This is a genomic window from Tychonema sp. LEGE 07196 (genome assembly GCF_963890365.1).
Classification (GTDB): domain Bacteria; phylum Cyanobacteriota; class Cyanobacteriia; order Cyanobacteriales; family Microcoleaceae; genus Microcoleus.
In genome coordinates, this window is record NZ_CAWPRX010000223.1 from 1 (window position 1) to 14,311 (window position 14,311).

Below are 14,311 nucleotides of genomic sequence, written 5' to 3' on the forward strand. Positions count from 1 at the left end.
TCCGATGGGTTAACCCGAGCGGCTTCTCTTACTTCCCCCGGAACCTTGCGGGGGTTTTCCGAAGCCGGAATCCACCACCCATGCACGCTTTCCACCGCGCCTGCTGTAGTGGAAACTGGCAGCAAAACATCTTGATATTTCAACTGCCAATCATCTGGCGTAGTTTCGATCGCCCGCGCCGGAAAAAAGATAAACTTACCTTGCGCGGCAAATAGAAATAGACAAGCGGCAGAATAGGCGATCGCTAAAACTATCCCAAAAATCATCAGCGATTTCGACAAAAAGAAAAGCGGTAACTTGTTCATAGAAAATAGAAACGGAAAAAATTAGCAATCGCTTTCAAGCTAACTGTCAATGATTAATTTTAGACAATTAGCCAAGATCGATTACTAACTTCCACCGTCCAGTTCCGCCAAGTTTGAAAAATTAATCCAAATCAGGGCGGTGCAAGTGCCAATTCGTAGACTGTTCGTAAGCATGAGCTACTTGAAACAACCGAGATTCTTGCAAAACATTACCAATCAGTTGTATGCCCACCGGCAGTCCTTTATCATCAAATCCGCAGGGCAAACTCAAAGCTGGCAAACCAGCCAGATTCACCGGAATAGTCATCAAATCTGACAAATACATACTCAGGGGATCGTTGAATTTTTCCCCGGCCTTAAAGGCCGTAGTCGGAGCAGTGGGACAGACCAAAACATCAACTTGAGAAAAAGCTTTTTCAAAGTCTTCTTTAATCAAAGTCCGAACTTTTTGAGCTTTGAGATAATAGGCGTCGTAATATCCAGCCGACAGCACGTAAGTGCCGATCGCAATCCGGCGTTTAACTTCCGCACCGAACCCTTGAGAGCGAGTTTTGGCATACATATCCAAAAGATTGTCGGCATCGGGCGATCGGAAACCGTATTTTACTCCATCATACCGCGCCAAATTTGCCGAAGCTTCCGAGGGAGCAATAATGTAGTAAGTGGGTAAACCGTAGCGGAAGCGGGGACAAGAAACGACTTGAATTTCTGCGCCCAATTGTTGAAATTGCTCGATCGCCTTAGTAACAGCGTCTTTAACCCCAGAGTCCAGCCCTACACCAAAAGTTTCTTTAATTACACCAATTCTAATCTGACCCTTCGGTCGCAAACTGGGTCTTAAAGCTTGAGCGTAGTCAGGAATTGGGACATTAAGACTCGTGGAATCTCTCGGATCGTAACCAGCGACGGCCCCCAACAAAATCGCCGCATCCTCAACAGTCCGACCAAAGGGCCCGATTTGATCCAGAGAAGAAGCATAGGCCACCAAACCGTAACGAGAAACCAACCCATAGGTCGGTTTCAGCCCCACCAAGCCACAAAAAGCAGCAGGTTGGCGGATCGAACCCCCAGTATCCGAACCCAAGCTCGCGACGCATTCTCCGGCGGCTACCGCTGCGGCAGAACCGCCAGAAGACCCTCCGGGTACGCGCTCCAAGTCCCAAGGATTCGCGGTAACTTGATAGGCAGAAGTTTCCGTCGAGCTCCCCATTGCAAACTCGTCCATATTCGCCTTACCCACAATCACCGCACCGGCGGCTTTGAGTTTGGAGACGACGGTTGCATCGTAGGGAGGCACAAAATTCTCCAAAATCCGAGAGGCGCAGGTTGTGGGAACGCCATCGGTACACATATTGTCTTTAACGGCGATCGGGATGCCGGCCAAGGGCCCAATTTCCTCACCGGCGGCGATTTGGGCATCCACTTTGTGGGCCTGGGCCATTGCGCTGTCTGCCGTCACGCACAGAAAGCTTTTCAACTTCGGCTCTAGCTGGGTAATTCGGTCTAATGTTTCTTGAGTAATTTCCACAGCAGAGCGTTCTTTATTGACCAGTTGTCGGTGCAACTCGCGGATGGATGCCATGCTCGTACCTTTATCATTTCTACTTTCGGCCACTTAGTCAATATAGCTGGCAATTGCACCTGGTTACAGCCCTTCCTCAACAGCGTCTATCTGCGCGCATCTGCAGTCAATAGATTTTAGATTTTAGATTTTAGATTTTAGATTTTAGATTTTAGAGGCGACCCCACGGATCAATGCGGGGGCTTGAGGATTTTAGATTTTGGATTGATTCCACAGATAAATCCGGGGCTTATACCATCAAGAAATTCTTAGTCAAAAAAGCTAGGTCTTTGCCACCACGATCCCCAGGAAAAAAATTTCATCCGGAATTGTCCCCAAAACTAGAGATATATGCTAAGAAGTTCCCGATGCCCCGTTGGAGGAATGCCACCTAAAGCTCACTTAGAATCTCACCTGACGGCAGAGGAACTCAAACTTCGCTACCGGCAGGCACAAAACACCACAGAGTCCCGCCGCTGGCACTTACTGCTGCTAGTTTCCCGAAATTGGACTATCAAAGAAGCAGCCCAAGTCGTAGGTCTCAACTACGACTACGCCAAAGAAATTGTCCAGCGCTACAACCGAGAAGGGCCTACCTCTGTGAGAAACCGCAGCGGAGACCGCAAGCCCCCTCCTGCAAAATCCTTGCTGAGTCCAGAACAGCAAGAAGAACTGCGACAAGCGCTGCAAGGCCCTGCCCCCGATGGCGGAGACTGGACAGGGCCTAAAGTAGCTCTCTGGATTGCCGAAAAGATCGGTATCGATCGTGTCTGGCCCCAACGCGGCTGGGATTACCTCAAGCGGTTGGGTGTTGACTGGCGGCGGCGCAAAAAGTAGATTGTTCGCAATATTTTAGAGGGAGTCGATCGCCATTGAGTGCGATCGATTCCCTTTATTTTTGCATTGGGAATTGGCCCGCGCAGGGCATCGGGCATTGGCCCGCGCAGGGCATCGGGCATTGGGCAAAAGAACAGGTGCGCCGCTCGATCGATTGTTGCTCTTTGTTGAGGATTGTCGATGTATCCGCACCCTACGGCTAAAATCCCAAATCCCAAATCCCAAATCCCAAATCTAAAATCTAAAATCGTTTGACTCTTGTAACAATAGCTGCTTAGATTGAATTTGGTTGTGTTGAGGATGTCGAATATATGCGAGGAATCGGGCGTTTTTTGTCGGTCGCAAACAAGATGGCGGCAGTAGTCGCCGGCATCGGACTGGTTCAGGTGTTAACCATCGCCAGTTCATTCTCTCAATCATCTAACCCGCGTTCCCTAGACGAACTCTACAAAATTCGCGATCGGCTCGTCACCGAATTAGAACAACCAGCCTCTCCCTCCCCAGAACCAACCCTGCTTTCCGGCTTAATTCCCCTCGGCGGCAATCCCCAAGAAAAACTGATACAACAGTTGCAAGCAGTAGATGTTCAAATATTAGTAGAACAGAGAGCTAACGACAATTTGCAGCAAGCAGTCCGCTTAGCCAACCGAGCCGTAGAAACTGGAAAACAGCAAAATCAGTCGCTCGAATCTTCGCAACAAACTCAATTTTTGTGGCACCAGGCCCTCAACAACTTGCAGGAAGTTCCCCAAAATTCCTTTTTAGCTCCTTTCAAAACATCAAAAACTCAAGAATACCGGGAAAACTTCACAGCAGCCACCTCTCAAGTGCGGCAAGCAAAATCAGATTTTTTGGCGGAAGTTGCGCGGGAAAGCGGTTTGTCAGAGAAGGCTTCGATCGGCATTTGCCACCTGTCGAGAGAGTGCGTGAACCTGCGGGGCGATGTGCCTCCTGCCAGCCCGGCCAGCTTAATTAAACTGCCGATAGCTGTCGCCCTGATGCAAAAAGTCGAACAAGAAAAAATTAGTCTAAACCAGGAAGTGTTCGTCAATCGGGGTAATTTTACCGAAGACTCATCGACGAAGATTGTGTCCGCTAAAAATTACCCGTTGAAGACACTGTTAGAAGAAATGATCGATCGCAGCAGCAATACTGCCACCAATCAACTGATCGATTATGTAGGTTCCGATTACATCAATCAATTCTTAGAAAATCGCGGCTACCAAGTAACCCGCGTCAACTTCAAATTAATGGGCGAAAAAATTATGCCCTACAACCCCGGTTCTGGCCCCAACCGCTTGACTGCTAACGAACTAACCGAAATGATGGTGCAAATTTACAACGGCGAAACACCGGGTGCTAAACTGTTAGTAGAAACTCTCAACCGCCAGTACGATCGCGCTTTGGGATTTGCCGCCTTGGAAGGAACTAAAGTTCAGTGGTTGGGCGAAAAAACTGGCGAAAATTCCCTGGTGCTAGGCACAACTTTAGCGATGAATATTGACGGCGAAGCCTACGTGATGACTGTGATAGACAGTCGCAGCAGCGGCGATTTACAAATCCGCAACTCTATTTCTAAAATTGCCGATTATATTAGCAAAAATCCCAGTTTTTAACCACTCTGGAGCTAGGTTCACCAAAATACGAATTTGGTTGAAGCATCAATCCTGGACGCTGCTAAAAGCTCATCCCACAAATCCTGCTTTTGATTGCTATAGCAACCGCCAAGATGATCGAGAAGTTCCCTCTTGCTGATGACGTTGGACGGAAAGCTCCGGGGGGACAGCAAAACATGACTGATGACTAATGACGTTGTAGGGAAAGCAGTTGTCAGTTGTCAGTTGTTACCAACAACAAAAAACAAAAAATAAAAAACAAATAACAAAAAATAAAAAACAAATAACTAATAACTAATAACTAATGACTAATGACTAATGACTAATAACTAATAACTAATGACTAATGACTAATGACTAATGACTAATGACTAATGACTAATGACTAATGACTAATGACTAATGACTTCTTCCCTCTTCCTTCTCTTAAAAATGCCGCATCAAAAACTCAGTGTTTCTGTCAAAGGCGAAGGATTTCCTATTCTTTGCTTGCACGGACATCCCGGTTCCGGCGATTGTATGTCCGTGTTTACAGAACACCTCTCAAAGCGCTTTCGGACGATCGCCCCAGACTTGCGCGGCTACGGCAACAGCCGCACCTCAAATCCCTTTGAAATGACCGACCACCTGCTTGATTTAGAAGCACTTTTAGATCGATTGGGAGTCGATCGGTGTTTGGTTGTCGGATGGTCTTTGGGAGGGATTTTAGCCCTGGAATTAGCGATGAAATATCCCCAGCGAGTCACAGGTTTGATTGTGCTGGCATCGGCGGCCAAACCGCGAGGGAGTCACCCTCCGATCTCTTGGCAAGATAACCTTTACACCGGTTTAGCCGGAATCATCAATTGGGTGATTCCCGGTTGGCAGTGGAATATTGATACTTTTGGCAGGCGATCGCTCTTTCGCTACTTGATCCAGCAGCATACAGCCACGCCTTACCGCTACTTGGCACGGGCAGGTACTCCCGCCTATCTCCAGACTTCCGGGGCGGCTACAAAGGCTTTAAATACCGCTCTCAGAGCCGGATACGATCGACTGCAGCATCTCGGCGACATTCAATGTCCCTGCTTGGTGCTGGCTGCTGAGGGCGATCGGCACATTACCTCCGCATCCAGTTTAGAAACAGCCCGCCACCTCCGCGATTGTCAGTGGGAGTGTTATCCGAATACAGCCCATTTGTTTCCTTGGGAAATTCCCGATCGGGTAATCGCAGACATCGATCGCTGGATTGAGAGTAACCCCCAAGCAGTTAGCTAAAGTTCTGAACTTATATCATGTCCAGTCGATTACCATCACAAAAACACCGCGAACCAATTTTATCGTTGTCAATCGACATGATATCAATTCCAGTTGCACTCTTTATGATGTTAACAGTTAACAGTCAACAGTCAACAGTCAGTAGGGGCGGTGGATGGTGCGGGCGGGCCCTCTTAACTTAACAGTCAACGCCTGAATTTACTATTCCGATGAAGATAGGATTTGATAGGACACGATATTATGTCTATCGTTTGCGTTTGTATCTGAATTAAAAAGTGCGATCGCCGAATCGCACTGTGGTATAATTCCGATGTTACCGGAACTTAATTTACAACTCACACACTCAAAATTCCCCTGCTTCTACTGACTGCTCAAAACAGGCAAAAACCCTCCATCACCAAACTTTCCCAAATCATCTGCAACAGTCAAATTAATAGGTTTGCAGCGTTGAATCGAAACACCAACACCTTCTGCACCTTCATTTTCTATGTCTTCTACATATCCTGCTTTTGCAGCTTCCGCCTCTCCATCGGTCAAGAAGGGGCCAAAATAGTAAATGCACCGCGGCGTTGAAGTTTTAACTTCAACCCACCAAGCCAATCCGAAAAAATTGAGCAAGCTAATCAAGGCTTCTTTCATCTGCTTTTTGAATTTATTTGACGGTGTTTTCACGGTGCTGCGGGCAACACCGGCGCTTTTGTTATTTACTCGGCTGTGCCACTCCTACCAAAAACTCATTTAAACCTATTTAAAGCCGATATCTAAATAGATTTGCACCTAGCTAGGGGAAAGGCCCCTTCTACTTTCGCCGGAACAACTAACGAAAGCCGATCTGCTATCCTTACTTGTTCAGGGAATGCAGCCCCAAAAGGAGAGGCTGCATTCACCTATTATTTTATCGCCTTAACTGCCGATCGACTGGGAACAACAAAAGTGGGTTGTAATCAGATTTATCTGTTGTTTATTCAGCTTTAATTCTAATTGAATTCCAGACATGGTGTTTTCCCAGATCACATTGTACCGGCATTGTCCTAGTAAGGTGTAAGTAGCTACAGAGACCGATCGCCCGGATTGAGCTACTTACATCAATTACTCTGTTGTACACTTTTTTTCAACGACCTTCAAGATCCGTGTACGTGAAACTTTTTGGGCCCCCGCTGGCGGTAAATTTCGTATAAAGCCATCCCCGTTGCTACCGACACATTCAGGCTAGGAGTCTTTCCCCTTAAAGGAATTGAAACTAATCCGTCGCAGCCGCGCTGTATCAAAAGGCTCAAACCGTCAGCTTCACCGCCCACAACTAAAACAGTAGGCCCGGAGAACTTGATTGTCTCTACCGAGTCACCTACCCCTGCTGCAGTGCCGTAAATCCAGAATCCAGCCTCTTTCAATTCTTCCAGCGCCCGGTTAAGATTGACAACCCTTGCCACTGGCAGGTTTTCCAATGCCCCTGCTGCGACTTTTCTCACTGCCGAGGTAATTCCGACGGCCCGCCGCTGCGGAATCACAATGCCCTGAGTTCCTAACGCTTCTGCGGTGCGAACGATCGCCCCTAAATTGTGGGGATCGTTAAGTCCTTCTGCTACCACAATCACTGGATCTGGGCAAGCGGCCTTAGCGTTGGCGATCAGTTCGCTCAAATCCAAGTATTCGTAAGCTGACACTTGGGCGGCTACACCTTGGTGGTTGGCCTTCCGCGTGATGTAGTCGAGGCGCAAATCGTCAACTTCATCAATGATGCTGCCGTTGGCCTTGGCTTCGGTTAGCAAGCTGTGAAAGCGCGGATCGTAGCGCAGGTGCGGGACAACCCAGATCCGGTTGAGCACTTGGTTGCTTTCTAAAGCCGCTTGCACCGCATGGCGGCCGTAAATCATGTCGTCTGTGTTTGCGTCTGGTTGCACGACAGTATTTGAGGCAGTGTCCACAGGGCGAGTGTCTGTCTCTTTGTCTCTGTCTCTGAAATGATAGCCCCGGAATTCCCTCGGGCTGCTATCTCCGTCTCTGTTTTTGTCTTTGTCTCTGTCTTTGTAAAAATTGCCCCGGGAGTCCTGCGGGCTGCTGTCTCTGTTTTTGTCTCTGTCTCTGTCTCGGAAATTGTTGCGGGCTGGCTGCGGGCTGCTGTCTCTGTCTCTGTCTCGGAAATTGTTGCGGGCTGGCTGCGGGCTGCTGTATCCATCTCTGTCTCTGTCTCGGAAATTGTTGCGGGCTGGCTGCGGGCTGCTGTCTCTGTCTCTGTCTCTGTCTCGGAAATTGTTGCGGGCTGGCTGCGGGCTGCTGTCTCTGTCTCTGTCTCGGAAATTATTGCGGGCTGGCTGCGGGCTGCTGTATCCGTCTCTCTCTCCGTCTCTGTCTCTGTCCCTGTCTCTGTAAAAATTGCCGCGGGATTCCTGCGGGCTGCTGTCTCCGTCTCTGTCTTTGAACTGTCGGCGCGCGGAGGGTTGGCCGTCGCCATCGACATTCCGTTTGAAAATTGCTCGCACGGGCATTTCTCGGGATTGGGGAGAGAAAGTCGATCGCTTTTGAGGCGCTTCTACTCCGCGAGTGTCGGGAGAGGGCTTGCGTTCAAAGCGGGGAGAGGAGGATTGCGAGTCTTGACGGCGGCCTTCGCTTCTGAATGGCTTGCTGTCGGAATTCGATCGCGAGGAGTTTGGTTTGGTAAATTTTCTCATGGGTTTATGATTGCAGTTAGAGCGATTTGAGATTTGAGATTTTGGCTTGAGAAACCAATCTTAGGAATTTGGGATTTGAGATTGGCGGGTTTGGGATCAAAGATTTTTCTGGTGAAAGTTGCTCGTTGATAAGCTCGATCTGCATACATATTCGATCGATCTGTTAAGCGCAGATTGCAAGCCAATACACACAGAGGGACGCAGATAATTCATTGGAGTCTGCGATGCACAGTGCAACTTAAGTCTAATCACTCCATCGGTAGCGACAGTTTTTAGGTGGTAGTCACAAAACGCAAGTCCTAAGCCGATTCGTGACCTCAGACACCCGATTTCTTCCGATATTTATTGTCAAGCGCCACTAAATTTTCTCGACAACCGGGTTTCTAGCCCCCGCTCGATCGTAATCCCTGAAACTGTCGCTACGTATCGATCGCCGGTCGATCCTGTTTGCGCCATCGATTTTTGGGCTTTTTTAGGTAGGTTTGCGGTGGAATTAATGATTGATTAATCCGCTGTCCTTCGCAACTATTAACTGCTAGATACTTTCAGTTTCTAGCTCTAAAAGTCCCAAAATTTCCGTCAATCTTTCGGAATCGGTGAGGTACAAATATCCGACCAAAGTTTCTAAGCTGCTGGCTTGTTGGTAAATCTCTGGATCGGCTCGCTTGGAACGGCCGGATACGGCATTGCGCCCGCGCTTGACAATTGCTAATTCTGTACTGTTCAAATAAGGAGAGATCGATCGCAAGTGACGCGCTTGAGTTTCGGCTCGTACTTGTCCCACCACCAATTCGTGATAAGCTTGCAATCTTTTCGGCGGTACTAAGTACGAGCTCCTAATGTAGAGTTCGTATACTGCATCTCCCAAATATGCCCAGGCGGAGGGCGATATCCTTTCTATTTCTGCTGGTGTCGCCCTCTCCGCATACTGTCGATTTAAACTGATATCAGTCAGGCTCAATTTGAGTCCATCATCTGCGGTAGGCGACATACTTTTTTAAATAAAACTTCCGCACAGCTTGGTTGTTCTAGTCCTTTGACATTTTTGTCTTCGATCGCGCTAGGCAATTATAGCTTTCACAGGATTGCGAGCATCTCGATCGCGAAAAAGCTCTCTAATTTGCCGATCGCGATCGCACCGACTCAAAAATACTTTTTACACTTATCGCAACGCTCCCCTTCTTATACCATTTTTCCGTCTGTTTGCCACACATATTTTGCTGTTCCTCCACCGGATCTCAAAGTATCAGGGGAATTTGCAGCTTGCGCGTGTCGCAGCTTCTCGGAAAATTAGTATTTTTTTGCCCGCAAAACTATAAAAATTTGCTATCCAGCGTTGAGAACCGGATAGCTAATTAAATCCACCTTTGCATCAAGTATCCTTGACGTTTTTTACCGCATCATCAACCGTTGGTTGCAAAGACAAAAATTTCTCTAAGCGAACCAGTTTAACAGTCTGAGTTACACGGGGATTTGAGACAATTTGCAATGTTCCTTCCAAGGTTTGGGCTTTCTTGACAAGTTGTACAAGTGCGCCCAAGCCGGAACTGTCCACAAAGTCTATTTTAGACAAGTCCAAAATGACGTGTTTTGGGCCATCGTCTATACATTTGCTTATTACCTTCCGAAAAGTGGCCTCAGAAAAAGCGTCGAGCAGGCCAGTCAGGCGAAATAACTGATAGTTATTCTTGACTTCGCGAGTGCCTCTGAGGCTAACGGTCAGGGTCAATGGCTCAGAAATGACACCCTCCTAGCTAAATATGACTAAAAGTCGAGGCTTCATTATAGGAGTTTTTTGGTTTTTTGTCTACAGTTTTTTGGTCGTCAGCGATCGGTCAGGAGTCGTTAGTCATTAGTCAGAGGCTCTCTACACCAAGAGCCTCTGAGAGACGAGCAATTGCAAAAATAGCTGTGACGGGCGAGGAGGATCGTCCCACAAAAATGATTTTTTCTTGTGGGGAGTAGGGTGCGCCGTCCCGCCTGCTGGAAAATTAGCTCAAAACAACTGAGGCAATTCCAGCCCGATGACTGCGGACTGATGACCAATAACCGAAAGCGAGGGGGACAGCACTAATGCCCAATGCTCAATGACTAATGACCAATGACTAATGACTAATGACTCCCCAAAGATGGCTAAGCTTTGATTTTCTGATGGTCTCGCATGGACTGCACGAATCGATCGAACAAATAGTCAGCGTCGTGCGGGCCCGGACTGGCTTCCGGGTGGTACTGGACTGAGAACAGCGGCAAGGTTTTGTGCTTCAATCCGGCTACGGTGCGATCGTTCAAATTGAGATGAGTAATTTCTACTTCCGGGACTAGGGAATCCGGGTCGATCGCAAAACCGTGATTTTGGCTAGTAATTTCTACTTGCTGGGTTAAACCAGCAGGATGATTCAAGCCCCGGTGGCCGAACTTGAGTTTAAAAGTTTCCGCACCCAAGGAAATCCCCAGCACTTGGTGTCCCATGCAAATGCCGAACACGGGTTTGTCTGACTTCAACAAAGCTCTAGCCGTGGCGATTCCTTCAGTTACCGCCGAGGGATCTCCCGGGCCGTTGGACAGAAAAATGCCGTCCGGGTTGTATTTGAGAATTTCCTCCGCCGACGTGTCAGCGGGTACAACAATTACCCGACAGCCGTAACTCGCCAAACGCCGCAGAATATTGCGCTTGATCCCAAAGTCGATCGCCACCACCGTCCACATTTCGCCGCTGGCCGGTTGGACTGTCGGACTGAACTCCCACACCGAGTCTGTGGCTTCCGACCACTCGTAAACCTTGCGGGTGGTCACTTCCCGAACCAGATTCAGCCCGTCCATGCTGGGGGCATCTTGCACTTGCTCCAACAGCTCTGCCTGGTCGAGAATCACTGTCGAGATGCCACCGTTAATCGCTCCCACAGTGCGAATTTTGCGAGTGAGGGCGCGGGTGTCGATGCCGTAAAGGCCGGGGATATTGTGCTGTTTTAGGTAGTCTTGCAGGGACTGCGAGCAGCGCCAGTTGCTGGGGCGGCTGCATACGTTACGGGCGATCGCACCTCGAATTTGTGGCTGCGAGGATTCTTCGTCTTCGAGATTTACCCCGGTATTACCCAATTCTGGATAAGTAAAAGTGACAATTTGACCGCAATAGCTAGGATCGGTCAAGACTTCTTGGTAGCCTGTCATTCCCGTATTGAAAACTACCTCGCCGACGACGGTGGCGTCAGCGCCAAACGACCAGCCGCGGTAAGCAGTACCGTCAGCCAGGACTAGGAGAGCGGGTTTTGCTGTTGAAAGTGACATGGCATCCTTAATTACTTTACGTTTAGTTTCATTTCATTTTTATCCCGACTGGGGGCTTTTGGCCGATCGACCAAATAGACCTCTCCCACAATGATTGTGGAACAGGCATCCTGCACGTTCAAAACAGTCTTTTTGGCAGATGTCTCATAAAAGTCTCATTTTATTTTCATACAGTAATTTCCTGCTGTATTTTTTTTTACGGTTTATAGCTCAATCTCGTAAAAATTTATATTACGTGCTTTGGTACTTTTGACTTAGGAACCTTCCAGTCTCAATTACTGAAACAAATTGTTTGTCAATTGTCAAGCATTTTGTGGCATACCGCCCTCATCAGACAAAAATACAAGCTGAAATCCCCAAACTGTCAGCGCTAAATCTATACTCAAAGGTGGTTGTCGTTGTTACGATCGACAAACAAGCGTTTAAACAAACTATGGTCAGCAAATCTCCCTTGCCTTTACTCTCCAACTCAAAAAAGCCTCTGCTGAGCGAAAACCTCCGCAAACCTTTACTGCTTTTAACAGCAGTTATTTCTCTGAGCAGTTCAATTTTACTTGACACTGCAGTCAACTCGTCGCCAGCGACTGCTCAAGAGAGCGAGGGATGCTTCATGCGTAACGACCGCGGCCAAACAATTAGCTTGAGCCGCTCTGTCTGCGGTTTTATGCCCCAAGAATTGGCTCCTGCAGGTTCGTCTGATACTAAGGCTAATACTAAATCGGGAGTATTTCTGGTCAAAATTAAACGCCGAGAAGCTAATATCCCAGTGATAGAAGTCACGTTTAACGGCACGCAAAAGTTTGAAATGATGGTGGATTCTGGAGCAAGCCGCACAGTAATTACGCCAGCAATGGCTACTGCTTTGAAGATAGTTCCTCAAGGAAGCGTGCAAGCCAAAACTCCCAACGGAGTGGCTACTTTTCCTCTGGGCAATCTTTCTTCGATTGAAGCTGGCGGTTTGGCGATTACAAATATAGTTGTACCGATCTCGCCCGCACTAGACATCGGGCTGCTGGGTCACGATTTTTTTGGTAATAAAGATGTGACTATTAAGCAAGATGTGATTGAATTTCGATCGCGATCGTGAAGGAAGAAGGAAGAAGGAAGAGGGAAGAAGGAAGAGGGAATAGGGAAGCTTTTGTAGTGCGAGGGGCATGGCTCGCGAGCTTCTTGTGTAGCTCGCTCCTCAAGGATGCTCGCACTGTTAAAAAATACTTTTTGCATTCATTGAGATGCTCCGGTTCTGATTATTCTGTCCTCTTCCCTCTCTCCTATTCCCCCAATATTCCTCAACATCTGTTAAATCCGCCAATTGCATCAGATGCCGAACTTCTTCCTTCACCGCAAAAACTCAATTAACTGCTGCAATTTCAACCAAGATTCGCCGCTCGATAAAATATCCTTAGCCAAATCAACTCCTGCAGCGTGGGAACCCATAGGAATTGCACCTCCCACTTGAAAAGCTAAAGACGCATTCAAAGCTACAACATCCATTTGCGCTGCTGTACCTTTGCCTTGCAAAACATTCCGCAAAATCTCGGCGTTTTCCTCAACATTTCCGCCTTTCAACGAGCCGATCGCACTTGGTGTCAATCCTACCTGTTCCGGGTTTAAAGTAGTAAGTTCCACCTTGCCACCCGACAAAATCGCCAAATCAGTCACATCACCCAAACCCGCCTCATCCAACTTTTCTCGGCCGTGCACCACTATCGCCAACTCAGTCCCCAACTCGCCCAAAGCTTGCGCCACAGTTGATACCATCCTGGGATCGAACACCCCGATTACCTGCCCATCCGGGCGCAGAGGATTGACGAGAGGCCCTAAAAGGTTAAAAACAGTCCGCACCTTCAAAGTGCGCCGGAGCGATGCTACAGCCTTGAGTGCTGGATGCCACCCCGGCGCAAATAAAAAAGTGATCCCTACCGAGTCTAAAGCAGCTTTTACCTTCTCCATATCGGCGTTGAGGTTGACTCCGAGTGCTTCTAGCACGTCAGCAGAACCGACTTTGCTCGATGCCGATCGATTTCCGTGTTTGGCGACTCGCACTAGGCCTGCGGCGGCAACAAAAGCTACAGCCGTGGAAATGTTAAAGGTGGAAGCACCGTCACCGCCCGTGCCGCAAGTATCAATTAATTTAAGATTTGAACTCCGAGATTGGCGATCCAAAACACTTTCTGACTCGCCTGCGAGGGACTCAAACTGCAATACCTGAGCCATTCCCGCCAATTCTTGAGCAGAAATGCCTTTAGCTTGGAGAGCAGATAAAATTGCGCCGGAAAGTTCCGGGGGTATAGCTTCTGCTAGCCATCCCTGCATTAAGTCGGTGGCTTGGGCGCGCGAGAGAGATTGTCTGTCTAAAAGTTGTTGTAGCAGGGCTGGCCACAGAGGAGAATCCGCTGTCAAAGTTGAAGCGGAGGCTATATCTAGTGTTGCGAGTACGGGAGAATCTGTCATAGTTTTAGTCAAATTTAGCCCGATCGAGCTTAGCGGCCAAACCGAGAATCGATCGGCATTTTACCAGACTTACACCATGTTCAATTTTTGCGTGGGAGATTTTAGAATTGGCAATGACTTACTGCACAATGGTTTAGAGCGTCCTTAAAATTGCATCTTGTTTGAGAAACTGCCCAAATCTCACCCTATTTTGAGCCCAGGGATCGGATTTTGGCCCCTGATATTAGCAGCGTCAAATCATGTCTCCGCCCGCAGCAGCCGAATATGAAGTTTTTGATACAACAATTGCCGTCTTGTTATGGCAACTTTAAAGGGAAACGCGCGATC

Annotated in this window: 13 protein-coding genes and 1 pseudogene; 5 read left to right on the plus strand and 9 right to left on the minus strand. The window is 48.2% G+C overall.

What is annotated here, in order from left to right; all coding sequences use genetic code 11:
• Window positions 1-266, minus strand: a pseudogene (locus AACV78_RS28290) (hypothetical protein); the annotation flags it as partial.
• Window positions 267-426: 160 nt separating this feature from the next.
• Window positions 427-1,887, minus strand: coding sequence for an Asp-tRNA(Asn)/Glu-tRNA(Gln) amidotransferase subunit GatA (gene gatA, locus AACV78_RS28295; RefSeq protein ID WP_194010601.1), 1,461 nt, complete (start codon window positions 1,885-1,887; stop codon window positions 427-429).
• Window positions 1,888-2,250: 363 nt separating this feature from the next.
• Here gatA and AACV78_RS28300 point away from each other — a divergent pair, with 363 nt between their 5' ends.
• Window positions 2,251-2,703: a helix-turn-helix domain-containing protein gene (locus tag AACV78_RS28300; RefSeq protein ID WP_194010600.1), complete on the plus strand. Its 453-nt coding sequence runs from the start codon at window positions 2,251-2,253 to the stop codon at window positions 2,701-2,703.
• On the opposite strand, the gene AACV78_RS28305 is transcribed toward AACV78_RS28300, so the two are convergent.
• Window positions 2,658-2,921 carry a hypothetical protein gene (locus tag AACV78_RS28305; RefSeq protein ID WP_194010599.1) on the minus strand — a complete coding sequence of 88 codons (264 nt, stop codon included), beginning with the start codon at window positions 2,919-2,921 and terminating at the stop codon, window positions 2,658-2,660. The genes AACV78_RS28300 and AACV78_RS28305 overlap by 46 nt on opposite strands.
• Before the next feature lie 132 nt (window positions 2,922-3,053).
• Between AACV78_RS28305 and AACV78_RS28310 the strand changes: the two genes are divergently transcribed.
• Window positions 3,054-4,319, plus strand: a complete 1,266-nt coding sequence (locus tag AACV78_RS28310; RefSeq protein ID WP_228042523.1) for a serine hydrolase — start codon at window positions 3,054-3,056, stop codon at window positions 4,317-4,319.
• Between the two features lie 432 nt (window positions 4,320-4,751).
• Entirely contained in the window at window positions 4,752-5,576 is an 825-nt protein-coding gene (locus tag AACV78_RS28315; protein ID WP_194010603.1) for an alpha/beta fold hydrolase, read from the plus strand.
• Between the two features lie 360 nt (window positions 5,577-5,936).
• On the opposite strand, the gene AACV78_RS28320 is transcribed toward AACV78_RS28315, so the two are convergent.
• The 5 genes from AACV78_RS28320 to carA form a co-directional block, all read right to left on the minus strand.
• Complete coding sequence (locus AACV78_RS28320) at window positions 5,937-6,215, minus strand: DUF1816 domain-containing protein (protein WP_194010597.1); 279 nt, start codon at window positions 6,213-6,215, stop codon at window positions 5,937-5,939.
• A 482-nt stretch (window positions 6,216-6,697) separates the two neighbouring features.
• Entirely contained in the window at window positions 6,698-8,245 is a 1,548-nt protein-coding gene (gene rlmB / locus AACV78_RS28325) for a 23S rRNA (guanosine(2251)-2'-O)-methyltransferase RlmB (RefSeq protein WP_194010596.1), read from the minus strand.
• A gap of 535 nt (window positions 8,246-8,780) precedes the next feature.
• Complete coding sequence (locus AACV78_RS28330; protein ID WP_194010595.1) at window positions 8,781-9,236, minus strand: Mini-ribonuclease 3; 456 nt, start codon at window positions 9,234-9,236, stop codon at window positions 8,781-8,783.
• A gap of 381 nt (window positions 9,237-9,617) precedes the next feature.
• Entirely contained in the window at window positions 9,618-9,974 is a 357-nt protein-coding gene (locus AACV78_RS28335) for an STAS domain-containing protein (RefSeq protein ID WP_194010594.1), read from the minus strand.
• A gap of 404 nt (window positions 9,975-10,378) precedes the next feature.
• A complete protein-coding gene (carA, locus tag AACV78_RS28340) occupies window positions 10,379-11,530 on the minus strand; it encodes a glutamine-hydrolyzing carbamoyl-phosphate synthase small subunit (protein WP_194010593.1) in 1,152 nt (383 codons plus the stop codon).
• Window positions 11,531-11,822: 292 nt separating this feature from the next.
• Between carA and AACV78_RS28345 the strand changes: the two genes are divergently transcribed.
• Window positions 11,823-12,617, plus strand: a complete 795-nt coding sequence (locus tag AACV78_RS28345; protein ID WP_228042524.1) for a retropepsin-like aspartic protease family protein — start codon at window positions 11,823-11,825, stop codon at window positions 12,615-12,617.
• Window positions 12,614-12,889 carry a hypothetical protein gene (locus AACV78_RS28350; RefSeq protein ID WP_194010592.1) on the plus strand — a complete coding sequence of 92 codons (276 nt, stop codon included), beginning with the start codon at window positions 12,614-12,616 and terminating at the stop codon, window positions 12,887-12,889. Before AACV78_RS28345 ends, AACV78_RS28350 begins: the two co-directional genes overlap by 4 nt.
• On the opposite strand, the gene trpD is transcribed toward AACV78_RS28350, so the two are convergent.
• Window positions 12,869-13,984, minus strand: a complete 1,116-nt coding sequence (trpD, locus tag AACV78_RS28355) for an anthranilate phosphoribosyltransferase (RefSeq protein ID WP_194010591.1) — start codon at window positions 13,982-13,984, stop codon at window positions 12,869-12,871. The two genes, AACV78_RS28350 and trpD, sit on opposite strands and share 21 nt — an antisense overlap.
• Window positions 13,985-14,311: the final 327 nt, after the last annotated feature.

Bases quoted from the DNA above. Each gene is read 5' to 3' on its own strand.
- gatA (WP_194010601.1), bottom strand. From the start codon at position 1,887: ATGGCATCCATCCGCGAGTTGCACCGACAACTGGTCAATAAAGAACGC.
- AACV78_RS28310 (WP_228042523.1), top strand. From the start codon at position 3,054: ATGGCGGCAGTAGTCGCCGGCATCGGACTGGTTCAGGTGTTAACCATC.
- AACV78_RS28320 (WP_194010597.1), bottom strand. From the start codon at position 6,215: ATGAAAGAAGCCTTGATTAGCTTGCTCAATTTTTTCGGATTGGCTTGG.
- rlmB (WP_194010596.1), bottom strand. From the start codon at position 8,245: ATGAGAAAATTTACCAAACCAAACTCCTCGCGATCGAATTCCGACAGC.
- trpD (WP_194010591.1), bottom strand. From the start codon at position 13,984: ATGACAGATTCTCCCGTACTCGCAACACTAGATATAGCCTCCGCTTCA.
- AACV78_RS28330 (WP_194010595.1), bottom strand. From the start codon at position 9,236: ATGTCGCCTACCGCAGATGATGGACTCAAATTGAGCCTGACTGATATC.
- AACV78_RS28300 (WP_194010600.1), top strand. From the start codon at position 2,251: ATGCCACCTAAAGCTCACTTAGAATCTCACCTGACGGCAGAGGAACTC.
- AACV78_RS28315 (WP_194010603.1), top strand. From the start codon at position 4,752: ATGCCGCATCAAAAACTCAGTGTTTCTGTCAAAGGCGAAGGATTTCCT.
- carA (WP_194010593.1), bottom strand. From the start codon at position 11,530: ATGTCACTTTCAACAGCAAAACCCGCTCTCCTAGTCCTGGCTGACGGT.